The 16,095-nt window shown below is 74.3% G+C and carries 13 protein-coding genes; 9 read left to right on the top strand and 4 right to left on the bottom strand.

Translation table 11 applies throughout. The annotated features are described in order from the left end of the window. Positions 1-9 precede the first annotated feature (9 nt). The 7 genes from ACIGXJ_RS07190 to ACIGXJ_RS07220 are packed head-to-tail and all read left to right on the top strand — an operon-like array spanning position 10 to position 7,603. Entirely contained in the window at positions 10-1,449 is a 1,440-nt protein-coding gene (locus ACIGXJ_RS07190) for an RtcB family protein (RefSeq protein ID WP_399642295.1), read from the top strand. Then, entirely contained in the window at positions 1,446-2,720 is a 1,275-nt protein-coding gene (locus ACIGXJ_RS07195) for a phosphotransferase family protein (protein WP_399642296.1), read from the top strand. The genes ACIGXJ_RS07190 and ACIGXJ_RS07195 overlap by 4 nt, the downstream gene beginning before the upstream one ends. After that, positions 2,708-3,997 carry an O-antigen ligase family protein gene (locus ACIGXJ_RS07200; protein ID WP_399642297.1) on the top strand — a complete coding sequence of 430 codons (1,290 nt, stop codon included), beginning with the start codon at positions 2,708-2,710 and terminating at the stop codon, positions 3,995-3,997. Before ACIGXJ_RS07195 ends, ACIGXJ_RS07200 begins: the two co-directional genes overlap by 13 nt. After that, the gene (locus ACIGXJ_RS07205) at positions 3,994-5,409 is read left to right on the top strand and encodes a lipopolysaccharide biosynthesis protein (RefSeq protein WP_399642298.1); all 1,416 of its coding nucleotides are present in this window, start codon (positions 3,994-3,996) and stop codon (positions 5,407-5,409) included. The genes ACIGXJ_RS07200 and ACIGXJ_RS07205 overlap by 4 nt, the downstream gene beginning before the upstream one ends. Continuing rightward, a complete protein-coding gene (locus ACIGXJ_RS07210; protein WP_399642783.1) occupies positions 5,330-6,304 on the top strand; it encodes a methionyl-tRNA formyltransferase in 975 nt (324 codons plus the stop codon). Before ACIGXJ_RS07205 ends, ACIGXJ_RS07210 begins: the two co-directional genes overlap by 80 nt. Next, positions 6,301-6,963 (top strand): PIG-L deacetylase family protein, encoded by a 663-nt coding sequence (locus tag ACIGXJ_RS07215; RefSeq protein WP_399642300.1) that lies wholly within the window; start codon positions 6,301-6,303, stop codon positions 6,961-6,963. The genes ACIGXJ_RS07210 and ACIGXJ_RS07215 overlap by 4 nt, the downstream gene beginning before the upstream one ends. 1 nt (position 6,964) lies before the next feature. Continuing rightward, positions 6,965-7,603 (top strand): sugar transferase, encoded by a 639-nt coding sequence (locus tag ACIGXJ_RS07220; protein WP_399642301.1) that lies wholly within the window; start codon positions 6,965-6,967, stop codon positions 7,601-7,603. A 52-nt stretch (positions 7,604-7,655) separates the two neighbouring features. Here ACIGXJ_RS07220 and ACIGXJ_RS07225 read toward each other — a convergent pair whose 3' ends face one another. After that, entirely contained in the window at positions 7,656-8,678 is a 1,023-nt protein-coding gene (locus ACIGXJ_RS07225; RefSeq protein ID WP_399642302.1) for an LCP family protein, read from the bottom strand. Beyond that, entirely contained in the window at positions 8,678-11,362 is a 2,685-nt protein-coding gene (locus ACIGXJ_RS07230; RefSeq protein WP_399642303.1) for a DegT/DnrJ/EryC1/StrS family aminotransferase, read from the bottom strand. Before ACIGXJ_RS07230 ends, ACIGXJ_RS07225 begins: the two co-directional genes overlap by 1 nt. Before the next feature lie 103 nt (positions 11,363-11,465). On the opposite strand from ACIGXJ_RS07230, the gene ACIGXJ_RS07235 reads away from it, so the two are divergent. Further along, positions 11,466-12,194, top strand: coding sequence for a TetR/AcrR family transcriptional regulator (locus ACIGXJ_RS07235; RefSeq protein ID WP_399642304.1), 729 nt, complete (start codon positions 11,466-11,468; stop codon positions 12,192-12,194). Between the two features lie 313 nt (positions 12,195-12,507). Here the strand turns inward: ACIGXJ_RS07235 and ACIGXJ_RS07240 are convergent, their stop codons facing one another. Beyond that, on the bottom strand, positions 12,508-14,082 hold the full coding sequence (locus ACIGXJ_RS07240; protein WP_399642305.1) for a polysaccharide lyase family 1 protein: 1,575 nt from the start codon (positions 14,080-14,082) through the stop codon (positions 12,508-12,510). A gap of 815 nt (positions 14,083-14,897) precedes the next feature. Continuing rightward, positions 14,898-15,326, bottom strand: coding sequence for a VOC family protein (locus ACIGXJ_RS07245; protein WP_399642306.1), 429 nt, complete (start codon positions 15,324-15,326; stop codon positions 14,898-14,900). A gap of 156 nt (positions 15,327-15,482) precedes the next feature. Here ACIGXJ_RS07245 and ACIGXJ_RS07250 point away from each other — a divergent pair, with 156 nt between their 5' ends. Next, positions 15,483-16,094, top strand: a complete 612-nt coding sequence (locus ACIGXJ_RS07250; protein WP_399642307.1) for a toxin — start codon at positions 15,483-15,485, stop codon at positions 16,092-16,094. Position 16,095 lies beyond the last annotated feature (1 nt).

Below are 16,095 nucleotides of genomic sequence, written 5' to 3' on the forward strand. Positions count from 1 at the left end.
AGTCGCGCCATGCGTGTCGACATCATCGGCGGCCAGGCCGCCGCCACCCGCACCGGACTGACGGTGTTCGACAGCGCCGAGGCCCCCGCCGACCCCGAGCTGCTCGACCGGGTGCGCAGCGGGACCGAGACCGCCGACCTGGCCGCGCCGCCGGTCGTGCTGCCCGACTTCTGCCACAAGGGCAAGTCGGAGATGCCCTCCAGCATCGCCGTGGCCACGCGCGGCGCGATCCGCCCGACCCTCACCGACGCCGCCCTCAACTGCGGCATGGCCCTCGCCGTGCTGGACGTGCCCCGGCCCTCCACAGCGGCCGTCGAGGAGTTCTACCGCCGGGTCCGGCAGCGCTACCCGGACCCGCCGCGCCGGCACGCCGAACTCACCCGCGCCGAGGTGCTGCGCGCCGCCGTCGAGGGCGCCGGATTCGCCGCCGAGCGCTTCGGCATCGACCCCGCCGACCTCGAACGCGTCGAGGAGTTCGGCCGGCTGCCCGTCGAGGAGTACGGCGGCGCCGGCCGCGCCCGCCGCGAACTGCCCTGGCTGTGCGTGCAGTTGGCCCGGCTCCGGTTCGGCGGCATCGGCCCCAGCACCCACTTCCTGGAACTGCAGGAGGTCGAGGAGGTGCTGGAGCCCGGCATCGCCGAGCACCTCGGCATCCACCAGGGCCAGGTGACCGTCCAGTACCACAACGGCGGCGGAGTGCTCACCGGACAGCTCGGCGAACTGTACGCACGCCGCCGGGCCGCCTCCCGGATGCTGCGCGCCGAGATGGCCGTGCAGAAGCCCCTGACCCACCTGCTGCGCCCCGGCGGACCGGCCGCACTGCGCCGGCGGTACGCCACGTACTTCCGCGACGGCTGCCCCTCGGTGCCCATCGACGGCGACGAGGGCCGGCGGGTGCTCCTCGCCCAACGCCTCGCCATGAACTACGGATTCGCCTACCGCCTCGCCACCTACGCCTCCCTGCGCGCCTACGCCCGCAGCTCCTTCGGGGCGTCCCTGCGGCTGGTCGTGGACTCCCCGCACAACTCCGTCTACGAGGAACTCGTCGACGGCGAACCGGCCTTCGTGCACCGGCACAACGCAGCCCGCGCCTGGACCCCGGAGATGATGGCGGGCCACCCCGCCTTCGCGCACACCGGCCAGCCGCTGCTGGTGCCCGGCACCAACCGCACCTCCTCGTTCCTGTGCGTGCCCGCCCCGCAGGCCCACCGCAGCCTGTACACCGCCTGCCACGGCACCGGCAGCATCATCGGCGACTTCGAGCGCAGCGGCCGCAGCGGGCCGGACCCCCGCCACCGCCACACCCTGCGCTTCACCTACGACCGGGCCGCGCCGCGCCGGGTGCCCCAGCTCGACGACGCCGGGGTCGACGCGGCGGTGGCCATCCTCTCCGGAAACGGGCTGGTCAGGCCCGTCGCCCGGCTCCGGCCCTTCGCGGTGCTGTCATGACGACGTCACCGGCGACGGCCCCGTCGTCACGCGAGGGGATGTGGCGCGAGCTGCTGCCTCCCGGACGGCGCTACCTCGCCCTGCCGACCCGGCGGCATCCGGTCGTGGTGGCCGAGGACCGGGCGCCGGTGCTGTCCTACGTCCGCCAGTCACTGCTGGCGATCCCGCCACCCATGCCGGGCTGGCTCTACCCGGCCGCCCGCGCCGCGCTCGCCGTACCGGCCCTGCCGCGCATCCTGCCCGGCCTCGCCGTCACCGCCGAGGACGCCGGCGCCGCACCGCCGGACGAGGCGCTCGACGACCTCGGCCGGCTCACCGCCACCGGACCCGTGGTGCTGCTCGACCACAGCCACGACCCGGCGGCCCGCCTGCTCCTGCTGGTCTTCCCGCCCGGCTCGCCGGACCCCGCGACGGCCGTGAAGATCCCGACCGGCCCGCACGCCGCCCAGTCGATCCTGCGCGAGGCCGAACGACTGGGAGCCCTCGCCCGCCTGCCGCTCGGCGCGGCCCGCCCGACCGTCCCCACCGTCCAGGGGCTGCTGCGCCACGGCGACCTGCCCGCCCTCGCCACCACCGCCCTGCCCGGGGTGTCGATGCTGGTCGCCTACCACCGCCCCGGCCACCACGCCCGGCCCGGCCCGGTCCGCGCCGACTTCGCCGCGGCCGCCCACTGGCTCGCCGACCTGCAGTCCGCCACGGCCGGTGCGCCCGCGCCCCTCGACCTGCGCCCCGGAGTGGTCGAGACACTGGACGGCCGGCTGCCGAGGCCCGCCCGCGTCCACCTGCACGCCCTGCGCCGCCGGCTGCGCGCCCACCGGGCACCCCGCACCGCCGTGCACGGCGACTTCTGGCCCGGCAACCTCCTGGTCGGCCACGGCAGGATCTCCGGCGTCGTCGACTGGGAGCACGCCCGCAGCGCCGGAAGCCCGCTCGCCGACCCCGCCCGGTTCATCGTGTCCTACTGCGAGTACCTCGACCGCCGCACCCGCCCCGGCCACCGCGTGCCCGGCCACCACGGGCTGATCGCCGGCCGGCCCGGCGCCGCCCTGGTCTACGCGCTCCACGGCACCGGCTGGTACCCGCGCCTGGTCCGCGACTTCCTCGCCGCCGCGGTGCACCGGCTGGGCCTGCCCGTCGCCTGCGGGCGCGACGCCGTGCTCGCCGAGCTGGCCGCGGTCGCCGCCGAGGCCACCGACCCCCGCTTCGCCCAGGCGCAGGACCGCGCCTTCACCGTCCTGCTCGCGGCCGAGGAGGTGCCATGGCCGTCCTGACCGCACCCGCGCGCACCCCGCGCACCTCCACCGCCCGCTACGAGACCCTCACCCGCACGACGGCCGTCGTGGCCTGCGCCGCTCTCGTCCTGCAGCCGATCCTGCAGCCCACCGGGCCCGGCAACAGCTCACCCGTGGACGTCCTCACCGTCGCCACCGTCCTGCTGAGCCTGCTGTGGGCCGCGACCTGCGGACGGCGCATGGGCGCCCCCTACGCCGTCGCCGGCGGGCTCATGCTGCTCAGCGGCACCCTGGCGGGCCTGGCCGGGCCGCTGCCGGGCACCTCGCTGCTGAACGTCGCCCGCGAGATCCTGCTGATCGCCTGGTGCGTCGCCCTGTACAACCTCGCCCGCCGGCCCGGGATGCTGCGCCTGCTCACCTCCGCCTTCGCCTACGCCGCCGTCGTGTGGGCCTCCGTCCTGGTGGCCGCCACCCTCACCGGCGTCACCGCCCTGCAGGGCGTCTCGGAGGCCGAGGGCGAGCGCAAGCTCTTCACCCTCGGCGACCCCAACTACGCGGCCACCTACTGGGTGATGTCGCTGTTCATGGTGTACGCCACCCAGCGCCCGCGAGCCCGCCCGCTGCGCTGGTACGGCTACGCCATGCTGCTGTGGGCCCTGCTGCTGAGCCAGTCCAACGGCGGTCTCCTCGACCTCGGCGTCGGCCTGGTCTTCGCCGGCGTGTACGCCGTGCACCGCAGGGCCGGACCCGTCGCCGCGGCCGCCGCCCTGCTGGCCGTCGCCCTCGCGGTCGGCGGCGCGCTGGGCGCGGCCCCGCTCGCGCAGGTGCAGGACCGGGCCCGGCTGTCGGAGCAGACCGAACTGGTCAACACCCTGGGCCGCAGCGGTTCGAGCACCGAACAGCGCGGCACGCTGGTGCGCGAGAGCATCGACCTGTACGGGCAGCAGTGGGTGACCGGCCACGGCCCGGGCACGACCAAGCAACTCCTGCTGGACCGCCAGTACCCGTACGCCAAAGAGGTCCACGACGACTATCTGGCGGCCCTGGTCGAACGCGGCCCGCTCGGTGTCGCCGGACTCCTGCTCCTGGTCGCGTCGGCGGCCTGGCGCTCGGCCCGTGCCCTGCGTGCGCCCCCCGACAGCCGTTTCGCCGCCCAGGTGCCCCGCCCGGCCGGGCTGGTCGCGGCCCTGCTGGGCCTGGCCGTGGCCGGCGCCTACTACGAGGTGCTGCACTTCCGCTTCCTGTGGGTGCTGCTGGCGTTCGTCGCGGTGCTGGCGTCGGCGCCCGACCCCGAGGACGACCGGACCCCGCCATGACCGCCCAGCCGGCGGCCTCCGCGCTCGGCGGCCGCAGCGTGGCCGGCAACCTCGCCGCCCAGGGCGCCGCGGTGGGCCTGGTCTTCGTCGCCGGCCTGCTGGTCGCCCGGCTCGCCGGGGCCGAGGTGCTCGGCGAGTACGCGCTGCTGCGGGTGCTGCCCTGGCTGACCGGGGTCGTCGTCAGCTGCGGACTGCCGCTGGCCAGCGCCTACTTCCTGGCGGGGGAGCGGCGCGAGGACCCCCGGCTGCCCCCCACACTGGCGCTGCTGGCCCTGGCCGGGGCGGTGGCCGGTGCCCTGCTGTGGCTGGCGCTGCTGCCGCTCTTCGACGCGTTCTTCACCACCGTGCCCGGCTGGCAGCTCACCCTGCTCGCGGCCACCGTCGTCACCCAGCTGTTCACCGTGTGGGGCAAGGCCTGCTGCCAGGGCCGGGCCGATCTGCGGGGCGCGAACCTGATCATCGTCACCGAGGAACTCCTCTTCCTGCCCGCCTACGGCCTCGCCCTGCTCGGCGGCCTGCACGGCTCCACCGCCGTCGTCACCGGACTGCTGGGCGGCGGCGCGGCCGCCACCGCCGTGTCGCTGGGCCGCCTGGCCGCCACCGGGTTCGGCCGCGGCTGGGGCCGCCCGCACCGCCCGCTCGCCGCCGAGGTCGTCGGCTACGGCGCCCGCGGGCAGCTCGGCAACGTCCTGATGCTCGTCAACCTGCGGCTGGACTTCCTGGTCGTGGGCACGCTGTCCGGGCCGGCCGTGCTCGGCGTGTACGCGGTCGCCTCCAAGTTCGCCGAACTGATGCGGCTCCCGGCCGTCGCCCTGCACTACGTCCTCTACCCGCGCTTCGCCCGCGCAGGAGCCGACCGGGCCCGCGCCGAGATGCGCCGCTTCCTGCCCCGCGCCACCGCCCTGACCGCCGTACTCGCACCACCGCTGGCGGGCGCCGCCGTGCTGCTGCTGCCGGCGCTGTACGGCCGGGAGTTCGCCGGCGCGGTCGTGCCCGCCTGCATCCTGCTCGCGGGGCTCGCCGTGGAGGGCGCGGCGGCGGTGTCCACCGCCTACCTGTTCGGCGTCGGCCGGCCCGGGATGAACTCCTGGGGGATGGCGGCCGGGGTCGTCGTGACCGTCGGCCTCGACGTCCTGCTGATCCCCCGTTACGAGGCCGTCGGCGCGGCCGCCGCGTCCGGCGTCGCCTACCTGGTCACCACCGCGGTGCTGGTGGCCCTGGCCCGTGCCGTGGCCGCGCACGGCACCCGACCCCGAAGGAACCGCCATGCGCACAGTATCCGCCCACCCCAAGTCCGCACGCCCTCCCGGCCGGGTCGTCCTCGTCGGCGCCGTGCACGAGGCGCAGGCGGCACTGACGGCCCTGCTCCACTCACCGCTGGTCAGCCTGGAGGCCGTGATCACGCCGCCTGACGAGGAACGCAGGCGCCTGTCCGGCGCCGCCGACCTCGCGGGCACCGCCGGGGCCGCCGGCATCCCCGTACTGCGCGAGGGCGACGTCAACGCGCCCGCCGTGGTGGCCCGCGTCCGGGAGCTGGAACCGGACCTGGTGGTCGTCGTCGGCTGGACCCGGCTGCTCGGCCCCGAGCTGCTGTCCGTGCCCCGGTACGGCTGCGTCGGCTTCCACGCCTCCCTGCTGCCGCGGCACCGCGGCCGCGCCCCGGTCAACTGGGCGATCCTGCGCGGCGAGAACGTCACCGGCAACACCATGATGCTGCTCGACCCCGGCGCGGACACCGGGGACATCGTCGACCAGCGCAGGCTGTACATCGGCCCCGAGGACACCGTCGCCACCGTCTACGACCGGGTCGCCATGGCGGGCGCCGACATGCTCCTCACCCATCTGCCCGCCCTGCTCACCGGCACCGCCCGGCGCAAGCCGCAGAACCCGGCCGCGGGCGATGTGCTGCCCCGCCGCACCCCCGCCATGGGCCTGATCGACTGGGACCGCCCGCCGCGCGCCGTGCACGACTGGGTGCGGGCGCTGACCACGCCCTACCCCGGCGCGTTCGGGATGCTCGACGGCGAACGGGTGATGGTCTGGCGCACCCGTCCGCCGCGCCGCGACGAACCCGCCGGCCCGCCCGGCATGGTCCTCGCCGTCGAACGCGACGGCGTCCGCATCGCCGCGCGCGGCGGCAGCGTCGTGGCCACCGAGATGGGCAACCGGGCCGAACCGCCGCAGCCCGCCGCCCGCTGGTGCCATCGGTTCGGCGTGCTGCCCGGCACCCGGTTCGCGCCCGTGCCGCCCGAAGTGTCGCGCTGGGTACGCGGCGAGGGCCCCCGCCCCGAGGGAGCGCTGCGATGAGCACCGTGCTGGTGCTGGCCGCCCACCCCGACGACGAACTCCTCGGCGTGGGCGGCACTCTGGCCCGGCACGTCGCCGACGGCGACGCCGTGCACGCCGTCGTCCTCACCGAGGGCGCCTCAAGCCGCTACCGCAAAGGGCTCGCCGAGGACCTCGCCAAGTCGGCCCACCGCGCGGCCCAGGTGCTCGGACTGACCTCCCTGCGGCTGTGGCGGCTGCCGGACCAGCGGCTGGACGCACTGCCCCTCATCGAGGTCGTGCAGCAGGTCGAGGCCGTCGCCGACGCACTGCGCCCCGACCTCGTCTACACCCACTTCCCCGGCGACGTGAACGCCGACCACGGCATCGCCGCCCGCGCCGCCTGGACCGCCTGCCGCCCCTATGTACTGCCCCGGCTGCGCCGGTTCGCGGTGTTCGAGACGCCGTCGTCCACGGAGTGGGGCTGGTCGGCCGAGACGCCGTTCACCCCGTCGCTGTACGTCGACGTCGCCGGCACTCTCGAACTGAAGCTGGAGGCCATGAGCTGCTACGACACCGAACTGCGCGACCCTCCCCACCCGCGCTCGCTGCCGGCCCTGCGCGAGCGCGCCGCGTACTGGGGCAGCCGGGTCGGGCGGGAGGCCGCCGAGCCGTTCCAGGTGCTGCGGGAGGTGCTCTGAGGTGATCGCACCGCCGGCTGCCGGGGAACTCCACGGGGACACCGCCCTGCGCCGCGCCGCGGACATCGCCGTCGCCCTGCTGCTGCTCCTCCTGCTGCTCGTGCCGCTGCTGCTGCTCGCGCTGCTGGTGCGGGCCACCAGCCGCGGCCCCGCCGTGTACCGCCAGCGCCGGGTGGGCCGTGGGATGCGGCCCTTCACCATCCTCAAACTGCGCTCCATGACCGCGGACGCCGACCGGGCGGGCCCGGCCGTCAGCGCGGCGGCCGACCCGCGCGTCACCCGCCTCGGGCACTGGCTGCGCCGCACCCGCCTGGACGAACTCCCGCAGCTGGTCAACCTGTTGCGCGGCGACATGACCCTCATCGGGCCGCGCCCCGAGGTCGAGCGGTTCCTGCCGTACTACACCCCCGAGGAGCTGCACCTCCTGGACGTGCGGCCCGGGGTGATCGGCCCCGGCGCGCTGTACGCGGCACACCACGAGGCCGACCTGGACGACAGCCTCGGCGCCGAACGGCTCTACGTCGAGCGGCAGTTGCACGAGAAGCTGGCCCTTGACCTGGCCTATCTGCACGACCGCCGGCTGAGCACCGACCTGCGGCTTGTTGGGCAGGCGGCCGGCACGGCCCTGGCGCGTCACTGAGCGGCTCGGCGGCGTTCAGCGTCCGGCGCGTCACTGAGCGGCTCGGCGGCGCTCAGCGTCCGCCCGTCTCCACCGCGTGCCACTGCGCCCGCAGTTTGCCGGTGTCCAGGACGAGCGTGTACTGCCCCTCGATCATTCGCGAGCGCACGATCGGCGCGGTGGCGAAGGTGGTGTCACCGGCGTCCAGGTGCCGCAGCCCGATCACCAGGTCGCGCAGATCGCCGTTGGACATCCGGTCGTCGACGCTGACCGTACGGGTGATCGCGTCGAGCATCCGGCCCGTACCGAGCGGATCGGTGAGGCTGACCCGGCCCCGGATGCGGTCAGCGAGGCTGTGCAGGAACTGCTGCTGGTGCTTGATCCGGTCCAGCTCGCCGCCCGGCACGCCGTGCCGCTGCCGGACGTAGGCGAGTGCCTCCTCGCCGCGCATCAGATGGGTGCCGGCCGTGAACCGGTGCTGCAGGACGGGGTCGTAGGAGTCGCGGTCGATGGTGACGGGCACCCCGCCCACCGCGTCGGTGAGGGCCTTGAAGCCGTGCCAGTCGACGACGCCGAAGTGGTCGACGCGGGTGCGGGTGAGCTGCTCGACCGTCTCGATCATCAGCGGCGGCCCGCCCCAGGAGAACGCGGCGTTGATCTTCGCGGAGCCGTGTCCGGGGATCGGCACCCAGCTGTCCCTCGGCAGGGACAGCACGGAGGCGGTGCGCTCGTCCTCGTCGAGGTGCACCAGCATCAGCGTGTCGGTGCGCTGGGCGCCGCGGCGCCACAGCGCGGCGACGGCGTCGCTGCCGGTGGTGGGCTGCTCGGAGCGGCTGTCGACGCCCGCCAGCAGGAACGTCGTACCGCCGTCGTGGGCCGCCGGGCGGGGCGGGCGCGGTCCGGTGGGGAAGGCGTGGGGGATGCGGGTGACCTGGTCGCCGTAGTGGTCGGTGGCCCACCAGAAGGTGCCGGCGCCCAGCGCGGCGACGGCGAGTACGACGGTGACGCCGAGCAGCAGCAGGACCCGCAGGACGCGGTGGCGCCGGGCCGCGTCCGGCCGTGGCTCCCAGCGCGGCCACCGTTCGCGCGCGGACATCAGAAGTCGTCCGGGTAGGGGTCGGCCAGCGCGGCGTGCGCCCGGCGGGTCGGCTCGGCGGCCGGGAAACCCGGCAGCAGTGCGGCGAGGATGCGGCGTACGCCCGGGGTGTCGTTGTGCTCGGCCGCCGCGTAGAGCGCGGGCAGATGCCGGGCGAACGGGGTCGCCCGGGTGAGCGGCTCCGCGGCGAGGATGCCGGGGCGGGAGGTGTGGGTGGGCCGCTCGTGCGCCGACAGCAGCCGCTCGTGGAGCTTCTCGCCGGGCCTGAGGCCCGTGTAGCGGATGTCGACGTCGGCGATGTGCAGGGAGCGGGCGTAGGCGCGGACCAGGTCCTCCACGCGCACCGGGCCGTCGAGGTCGAGGACGAACACCTCGCCGCCGCGCGCCATCCGGGCCGCCTCCAGGACCAGCCCGACGGCCTCCTCGACGGTCGTGAAGTACCGGGTCGCCTCCGGGTGGGTGACGGTCACCGGGCTTCCGGCGCCCAGCTGCTGGGCCACGACCGACAGCAGCGAGCCGCGGCTGCCGAGCACATTGCCGAAGCGGACGGCGGCGAACACCGTGCCGGGCGGGGCGTCCTGTCCGCCGCTGCCCACCACCATCTCGGCCATCCGCTTGGTCGCCCCCAGCACGGACACCGGGTCGGCCGCCTTGTCGCTGGAGACCAGCACGAACCGGGAGGTGCCGACCGCGGTGGCGGCGCGGACCAGGTTCTCGGTGCCGCGCACGTTCGTCTTCACGCCTTCGCACGGGTGCAGTTCGAGCAGCGGCAGATGCTTGTGGGCGGCCGCGTGGAAGACCACCTCGGGCCGTAGCTCGCGGAAGACCTGGTCGACGCGGGGCCGGTCGCGGATGTCGGAGATCACCGTGTCGTCGCCGCTCAGCGCGTCACCGTACAGCTCCAGTTGCAGCCGGTGCAGATTGGACTCGTCGTGGTCGAGCAGGAACAGCCGACTCGGTCCGAACGCCCTTATCTGATGGCACAGTTCACTGCCCACCGAGCCGCCCGCGCCGGTGACGAGGACCCGCCGGCCGGCCACCACCGACCGCGCCTCGGGGCTGACGACGTGCATCTCGGCGCGCCCGATCAGCTCGCGCAGGTCCAGTGCGCGCATGTCGCTGCCGACGACGTCCCGCTGGAGCGCGGCGACGAACGACGGCAGGTGGCGCACGCTCGCGCCGGCGTCCTCGGCGGCCCGGGCGACCTGCCGGAAACGGTCGGGGGCGAGGGCGGGGATGGCCACGACGACCGCGTCGACCCGGTGCGCGCGCACGGCCGGCCCGGTGTCGTCCAGCCCGCCGAGCACGGGCAGCCCCCCGGCCGCCCCGGCGCTCCGCTTGGCCGCGTCGTCGTCCAGGAACCCCACCGGGTCCAGCCCGAACTCCGGCGTGTGCGCCAGGTCCCGGGCGAGCGACCGCCCCGCCTCCCCGGCCCCGATGACCAGCGTGCGCAGCCCGGCGATCCGGGGTGGTGCGACGGGCGGGGCGGGGGCGGCGTACCGGGCGAGCCGCTCGCAGACCCGGTCGAGGTCCCGCTCCGAGAGGTCGGGGTACAGGGGCAGCGACAGCAGCTGCGGGAACAGCGCGTCCGCCCCGGGCAGACCGTCCGGCGGCACGGTGGCCACGCGCCGGAAGTACGGCATGTGGTGCAGCGGGACGAAGTGCACGGAGGTGCCGATGCCGTCCCGGGCCAGCCGCTCGATCAGCTCGTCGCGGTCCGTGCCGTACTGCTGCAGGACCCGCACGGCGTACAGGTGCCGGGCGTGCTCGCCGGGTACCGGCGAGGCGAGCGGTTCGAGGCCCGGGATCTCGGCGAGCGCGGCGTCGTAGCGGGCGGCCAGTACGCGCCGCCGCTCCTGCCAGTCGTCGAAGTGGCGCAGCTGGAAGCGGCCCACCGCGGCCTGCACATCGGTCATGTTGGCCTTCATTCCGGCCTCGTCGACGGTGTAGCGCCAGCTGCCGCCGGGCAGATGGCGGCGCCAGGCGTCGGCGGACATGCCGTGCAGCCGGGCGCGGCGGACCCGGTCGGCGATGTCGGGGTCGTCGGTGGTGAGCATCCCGCCCTCGCCGATGGGGAGGTTCTTGGTGGCGTAGAAGCTGAAGCAGGCCGCCGCCGACAGGCCGCCGCCCACGGGCCGGTCGCCCACCCAGGTGCCGAGCGCGTGCGCGGCGTCCTCGACGACCTGGCCCAGCGGCAGGCCCGCCGCCTCGGCCAGTTCGTCCAGGGGGGCGGGGGCGCCTCCGTAGTGCAGGACCGTCATCGCCTGGGGGCCCGCGCCGCAGGCCCGGGCGGCCCGCTCGACCGTGTCGGGGGTTGCCGTCGCGGTGCCCGGGTCGACGTCCACCAGCACCGGCCGCAGCCCGGCGTGCACCACGGCCTGCGCGGCGCCGCAGAAGGTCACGGCCGGCACCAGCGCGGGCGCGCCGTGCGGCAGCCGCAGGGCGCGCAGCGCCAGCTCCAGCGCGGCGGTGCAGGAGCTGACGGCGAGGGCGTGGCGGGCGCGGACCTGGGCCGCGAACTCCGCCTCGAACAGCTCCGCCTCCCGGCCGGTGGTCACCCATCCCGACGCCAGCACCCGGCGTGCCGCCCGGCGGGCCTCGGGACTGATCCGGGCGACGGCGAAGGGGACGCCCCGCGAAGCGCCGTCCTGCCGGTGCCGGGGCCGCAGTCGGTGAACTGTCATGACGGGCCTCATCCATAAGGCGTATATTTACGGCGTATACGTACACTTTGCGCCGACGGGTACATACAGTCAACAGGGGACGGCCGGACCACCGGAGGCGGACATGGCGAGAGGGCGGACCGGGTCGGCCGGGGGCAGCGGCCAGGGGGTTCCGGCGCGGCGCGCCAGTGACCGTGGCCGCTACGGCCGCCTCAGCCGCGAGCGCGTACTGGCCGCCGCGCTGGAACTGGTCGACCGGGAGGGCCTGTCCGCGCTGAGCATGCGCCGCCTCGGCGCGGAGCTGGGCGTCGAGGCGATGGCGCTCTACCGCTACGCCGAGGGCAAGGACGCCCTCCTGGACGGCCTGGTCGAGGCGCTGTACCTGGAACTCGAGCAGCGGCTCGGGGACTGGGACCGTGAGCAGGACTGGCGCTCCGGGCTGCACCGGATCGCGCGGGCCACCTACGACGTCTGCCTCTCCCACCCGCACGTCGTGCCGCTGCTGGCCACCCGCATGCTGGCCGTCCCGCTGGCCCGCCGCCCCCTCGCGGTGCTCAAGGACCATGAGCGCGTCCTCGCCCTGCTGGAGCGCGCGGGCCTGGACGAGACCCGTACCGCCGCCGCCTTCGAGGCCGTCACGGCCTGGCTGCTGGGCTGGGTCTCCGCCGAACTGCGCGCCATGGTCGACAACCCCGACGAGCCGGACCCGGCCTTCAGGCTCGGCCTGCACCGCATGCCCTCCCACGAGCTGCCGACCCTGCGCCGCACGGCCGCCGCCCTGGCCGAACGCGCGGGCCCCCGGGGACTGGCCACCGGCCTGGACGCGCTGCTGGACCGGTTCGCTCAGGTTTAGCCCGTCCGGGTGGGCGAGGCGAACGGGGGCCGTGCGCGCAAGCGGGCCGCCCTGTCGTTCGGTGATTCACCGACATCGGTGGATATGCCAAGGAAATGCAGACCGGGAGAGGGCGACCGGCGAAGCGTTTCCCCTCGTGCGGCGGGAGCGGTTCAGCGCCGGCCGGCCCAGCACCACGCCGGGGACGGTCGAGGACGGCGACCGGGAGGTGAGCGCCCGCGGGCCGCGTGCCGGCCCCGATGTCACTCGCGGGTACCCACCTCCCCCGAGGAGACCCCGGCTCACACCCGGCAGGGAGTTCCGCTCCGTCCGCTCACCCGGCGTAGGTCTCGTACTCGGCGACCTGGGGGGTGCCGACGGCGCCCGTGATCTCGAAGGTGATCTTGCTGAGGGTGGTCCTCGGTACGGCGATGACGCCCGCGCCGGTGCCCGAGGTGAGCACGGCGCCGTTGTCGCCGTTGAGGACCCTCCAGGTGCCGATGCGGCCCGCGGCGCCGGACGCCTCCCGGATGTCGATCCGGGACACGGTGGTGGGGGAGCCCCACTTGATCGAGACCGAGCCCGTTGTGCCGGCCGGCGACCAGTAGGTGCTCATGTTGCCGTCCCGTACGTTGCCGTAGCTCGTGCCGTCGGCCTTGCTGGACCCGTCCGAACCGGCCCCGATGCTGAGGTTGGTCCCGGTCGGCTGGCTCGGCGTGGGCGTGGGCGTGGGCGTCGGGGTCGGGGTGGGCGTCGGAGTGGGGGTCGGGGTCGGGCTCGTCGGTGTCGGACCGGGCGTCTGCGGGGTGCAGTTGCCGTCCGAGACGCGCAGGCCCTTGTTGGCGCCCGCCGTCTGGCTCACGATCCCGGGCACGCAGGAGGCGGCGTCGAGGGTGTAGGCGTAGGGGATGCTGACGGTCGTGTTGGAGACGGGGTTCGGTCCGGCCGGGTTGTAGTCGCTGCTGCGGGCGGACCAGGTCACGTTGTCGAAGACGTTGCCGCCGACCTGCCAGTAGCCGGCCGCGGTGGTGTAGAAGGTGCCCAGGACGTCCTTGGAGTCCTCGAAGTAGTTGTTGTCGACCTTGGCACGCGCTCCCGCCCGGGAGTTGATGCCGGACTCGTTCAGGCTCACGTAGTGGTTGTTGTACATGTGCGCGACGCCGCCGCGCAGCAAGGGAGTGCGGGAGTCGATGTTCTGGTACAGGTTGTGGTGGAAGGTGATGTAGCTGTTGGACAGCTCGGTCTCGCTGGACCCGATGAGGCCGCCGCGGCCGGAGTTGCGCAGGACGCTGTAGGACAGCGTCACGAACTGGGTGTTGTCCTTCATGTCGAACAGGCCGTCGAAGCCCTCCGACTCACCGCCCGACGCCTCCAGGGTGACGTGGTCGACCCAGACGTTGCGGACGTTGCTCTCCATGCCGATGGCGTCGCCGCCGTTGGAGGTGGGCGAGCCGGACTTCTTGACGTTCCTGACGGTCACGTTCTGGATGACGATGTTGCTGGACTCGCGGATGTGGATGCCGAGTTGGTCGAAGACGGCACCGCTGCCGACGCCGACGATCGTGACGTTGCTGATCTGCTTGAGCTCGATGACGCCGTCGGCGGTGTTGCAGCTGCTGCCGGACACCTTGCTGGTGTTGGCGTGGTTGATGGTCCCCTCCACCTGGATGGTGATCGGGGTGCTGCTGCCGGCGCGGCCGCACAGGGCCGCGTGGATCGCCGTTCCGGTGGTGGCCCGGACCGTCTGGCCGCCTGCGCCGCCGGTGGTGCCGCCGTTCTGGGTCGCGTAGCCGGTGGCGCCGCCGGTCGCCGCCGATGCCTCGGGCATCGACAGCACCGCGCCTGCCGCGGCCGTGAGGGCCAGGGTTGCCAGCGCGGCATGGAGTCGCACTGCGACGGGTCGTCTCATCTTCGCCTCCTCGTTGGTCGTACGTCGTGGGGTGCGGGGTGCGGGGTGCGGGGTGCGGGGTGCGGGGTGCTGATGTGCTGTGTGCCGCGCATGAGCGGGGCCCTCCCCGGCGCCGCCGGGCCGGGCGTACGGCCGGGGTGGGTCGGGTGGCTCCGGTAGCTCAAGTGGTGCGGGCGGCTCGGTGGTTCGGGTGGTGCGACGTGCACGGCGGGTGCTCTGCGGCGTGGAGCTCCCGTATGTCCCGCGAAGGTCTTCGAACGTCCCTCGAATGACCCTCGTAGCGACAGAAAGCGCTTTCGGTGCGGCGAGAATAGGGTGCCCTTCGCGGTGCTGGCAAGGCTCTGTGCGTGATGCGGCGAAGCGCCGCTGGGCCCGTTTCGTTCGCATCTCGCGAGGCTCGTCATGGTTTCCGCGGGGGTGAACAAGCCATGGGGGCGGCCCCCGGCGCCGCCCTGGTCACCAGCGGGGGCCGGCGGCGGGCAGGAGTGCTGGGGTCGTCCGGTGCTCGCTGTGGACGGACTGCTTCGAGGGTCGCCTCACCGCGGCATCCGCCTTCTTCGCACTGCTCGGTCGTCGCCTCTGCCGCGTTGTCGACGCACCTTCAACAGCCCTGGATCTTCCTGTGGGCACTCCCCGAGGGTGCGGCCGTATGCGCCTCATGGCCGTCGCGTGCAAGGCCGTGCCGGAGCGCGGCCAGTGTGAACATGGCGGAAAACGAACCCGCGCCGCCCGAGAGGGGCGCACGCGACGACTGCGCGGTTCGGTGGAGTAACCGCTTTCTCCGTGAGTCGGTCGCCACCCTGTTGCCGGGCCGCTCAGTCCAGGCAGAACTCGTTGCCCTCGATGTCCCGCATCACGATGCACGCGCCATGGCCGTCGTACAGGAGTTGCTCGCGTACCGCGCCGAGACCGACCAGCCGTGTGCACTCCGCCTCCAGCGCGGCGAGCCGCTCCTCGCCCACCAGACCGGTGGCGACGCGTACGTCGAGATGCACGCGGTTCTTGACGGCCTTGCCCTCGGGAACGCGCTGGAAGAAGAGGCGCGGGCCCACGCCGGAGGGGTCGCTGCAGGCGAACCATGAGCCGCGGTCCTCGGGCGGCCGTGAGCGGTCGAACGCGTCCCAGGTGGCGAACCCGTAGGGCGGGGGCGACACGACGTATCCCAGTACCTCGCACCAGAAACGAGCGACGCGCTCGGGTTCCGCGCAGTCGAAGGTGACTTGGAATTTCTTGATCGTCGGCACCGGCGCACGATAACAGGACCCGGCCCGGTGACCGTCGCACGAGGACGGGAAATGATCGTTGAGAGATGGGTGAGGTGCGCGTAGGGTGCGGGTCGCGCCATCTGCCCCGGCCGGGCCGCGGGTTGGGGCGTGACGTACGGAGGAAGGGGCCGACCGGTGGGCAGCAAAGCGATGAAGGCGCTTCTCGCCGGCCTGGGCCGGGACGCGGCGCAGGGGCTGGAGAGGCCCGCGGAGCCTGCTGTGGTGATGGAGGCGTTCTGCCGGGCGATGAGCGCCCGCCGGGGGCGGCCGGTCCAGCTGGTGTTCCGGGCGTTCCCCGACGACGTACCGGTGTCCGGTCTGCGGCTGGACTGCGGTGACCGGTCGATCGTCGTGGTCGAGGAGCGTGCCGTCCCCGAGGCCCAACTCGTCATTCTCGGACATGAGCTGTGGCACGAGGAGCGGGGCGACTGCGGTCGTCATTCCGGTCTGCCCGCGGCGGCGCGAGGTCTGGCCCCCGAGGCTGGCCCCGAAGCCGTGCGCCTCGCCGCCGAGCAGATCCTCGCCGCCGAGGAGGTGCCACGCGCGGCCCTGCTGGCGGTCGCCGCGCGGGCTGCCGCCGAGGACGACGACGAGGAGGCGGACGCGGAGACGTTCGGGCTGCTCTTCGGCCGTGAGGTACGCACCTGGATCAAAGGCCCTTACGCGAGGGGCCCCGTCACCCCCTCCACCATCGAGGGCCGCATCAACCTGTCCCTCACCCACCGCGGCGGCCAGATCCTGGAGTGAG

Source organism: Streptomyces sp. NPDC053367 (genome assembly GCF_044545925.1).
In the GTDB taxonomy this organism is placed as follows: domain Bacteria; phylum Actinomycetota; class Actinomycetes; order Streptomycetales; family Streptomycetaceae; genus Streptomyces.

Excerpts from the sequence above, each read along its gene's own strand:
- ACIGXJ_RS07190 (WP_399642295.1), top strand. The coding sequence starts at position 10 with ATGCGTGTCGACATCATCGGCGGCCAGGCCGCCGCCACCCGCACCGGA.
- ACIGXJ_RS07195 (WP_399642296.1), top strand. The coding sequence starts at position 1,446 with ATGACGACGTCACCGGCGACGGCCCCGTCGTCACGCGAGGGGATGTGG.
- ACIGXJ_RS07200 (WP_399642297.1), top strand. The coding sequence starts at position 2,708 with ATGGCCGTCCTGACCGCACCCGCGCGCACCCCGCGCACCTCCACCGCC.
- ACIGXJ_RS07205 (WP_399642298.1), top strand. The coding sequence starts at position 3,994 with ATGACCGCCCAGCCGGCGGCCTCCGCGCTCGGCGGCCGCAGCGTGGCC.
- ACIGXJ_RS07215 (WP_399642300.1), top strand. The coding sequence starts at position 6,301 with ATGAGCACCGTGCTGGTGCTGGCCGCCCACCCCGACGACGAACTCCTC.
- ACIGXJ_RS07225 (WP_399642302.1), bottom strand. The coding sequence starts at position 8,678 with ATGTCCGCGCGCGAACGGTGGCCGCGCTGGGAGCCACGGCCGGACGCG.
- ACIGXJ_RS07230 (WP_399642303.1), bottom strand. The coding sequence starts at position 11,362 with ATGACAGTTCACCGACTGCGGCCCCGGCACCGGCAGGACGGCGCTTCG.
- ACIGXJ_RS07235 (WP_399642304.1), top strand. The coding sequence starts at position 11,466 with ATGGCGAGAGGGCGGACCGGGTCGGCCGGGGGCAGCGGCCAGGGGGTT.
- ACIGXJ_RS07240 (WP_399642305.1), bottom strand. The coding sequence starts at position 14,082 with ATGAGACGACCCGTCGCAGTGCGACTCCATGCCGCGCTGGCAACCCTG.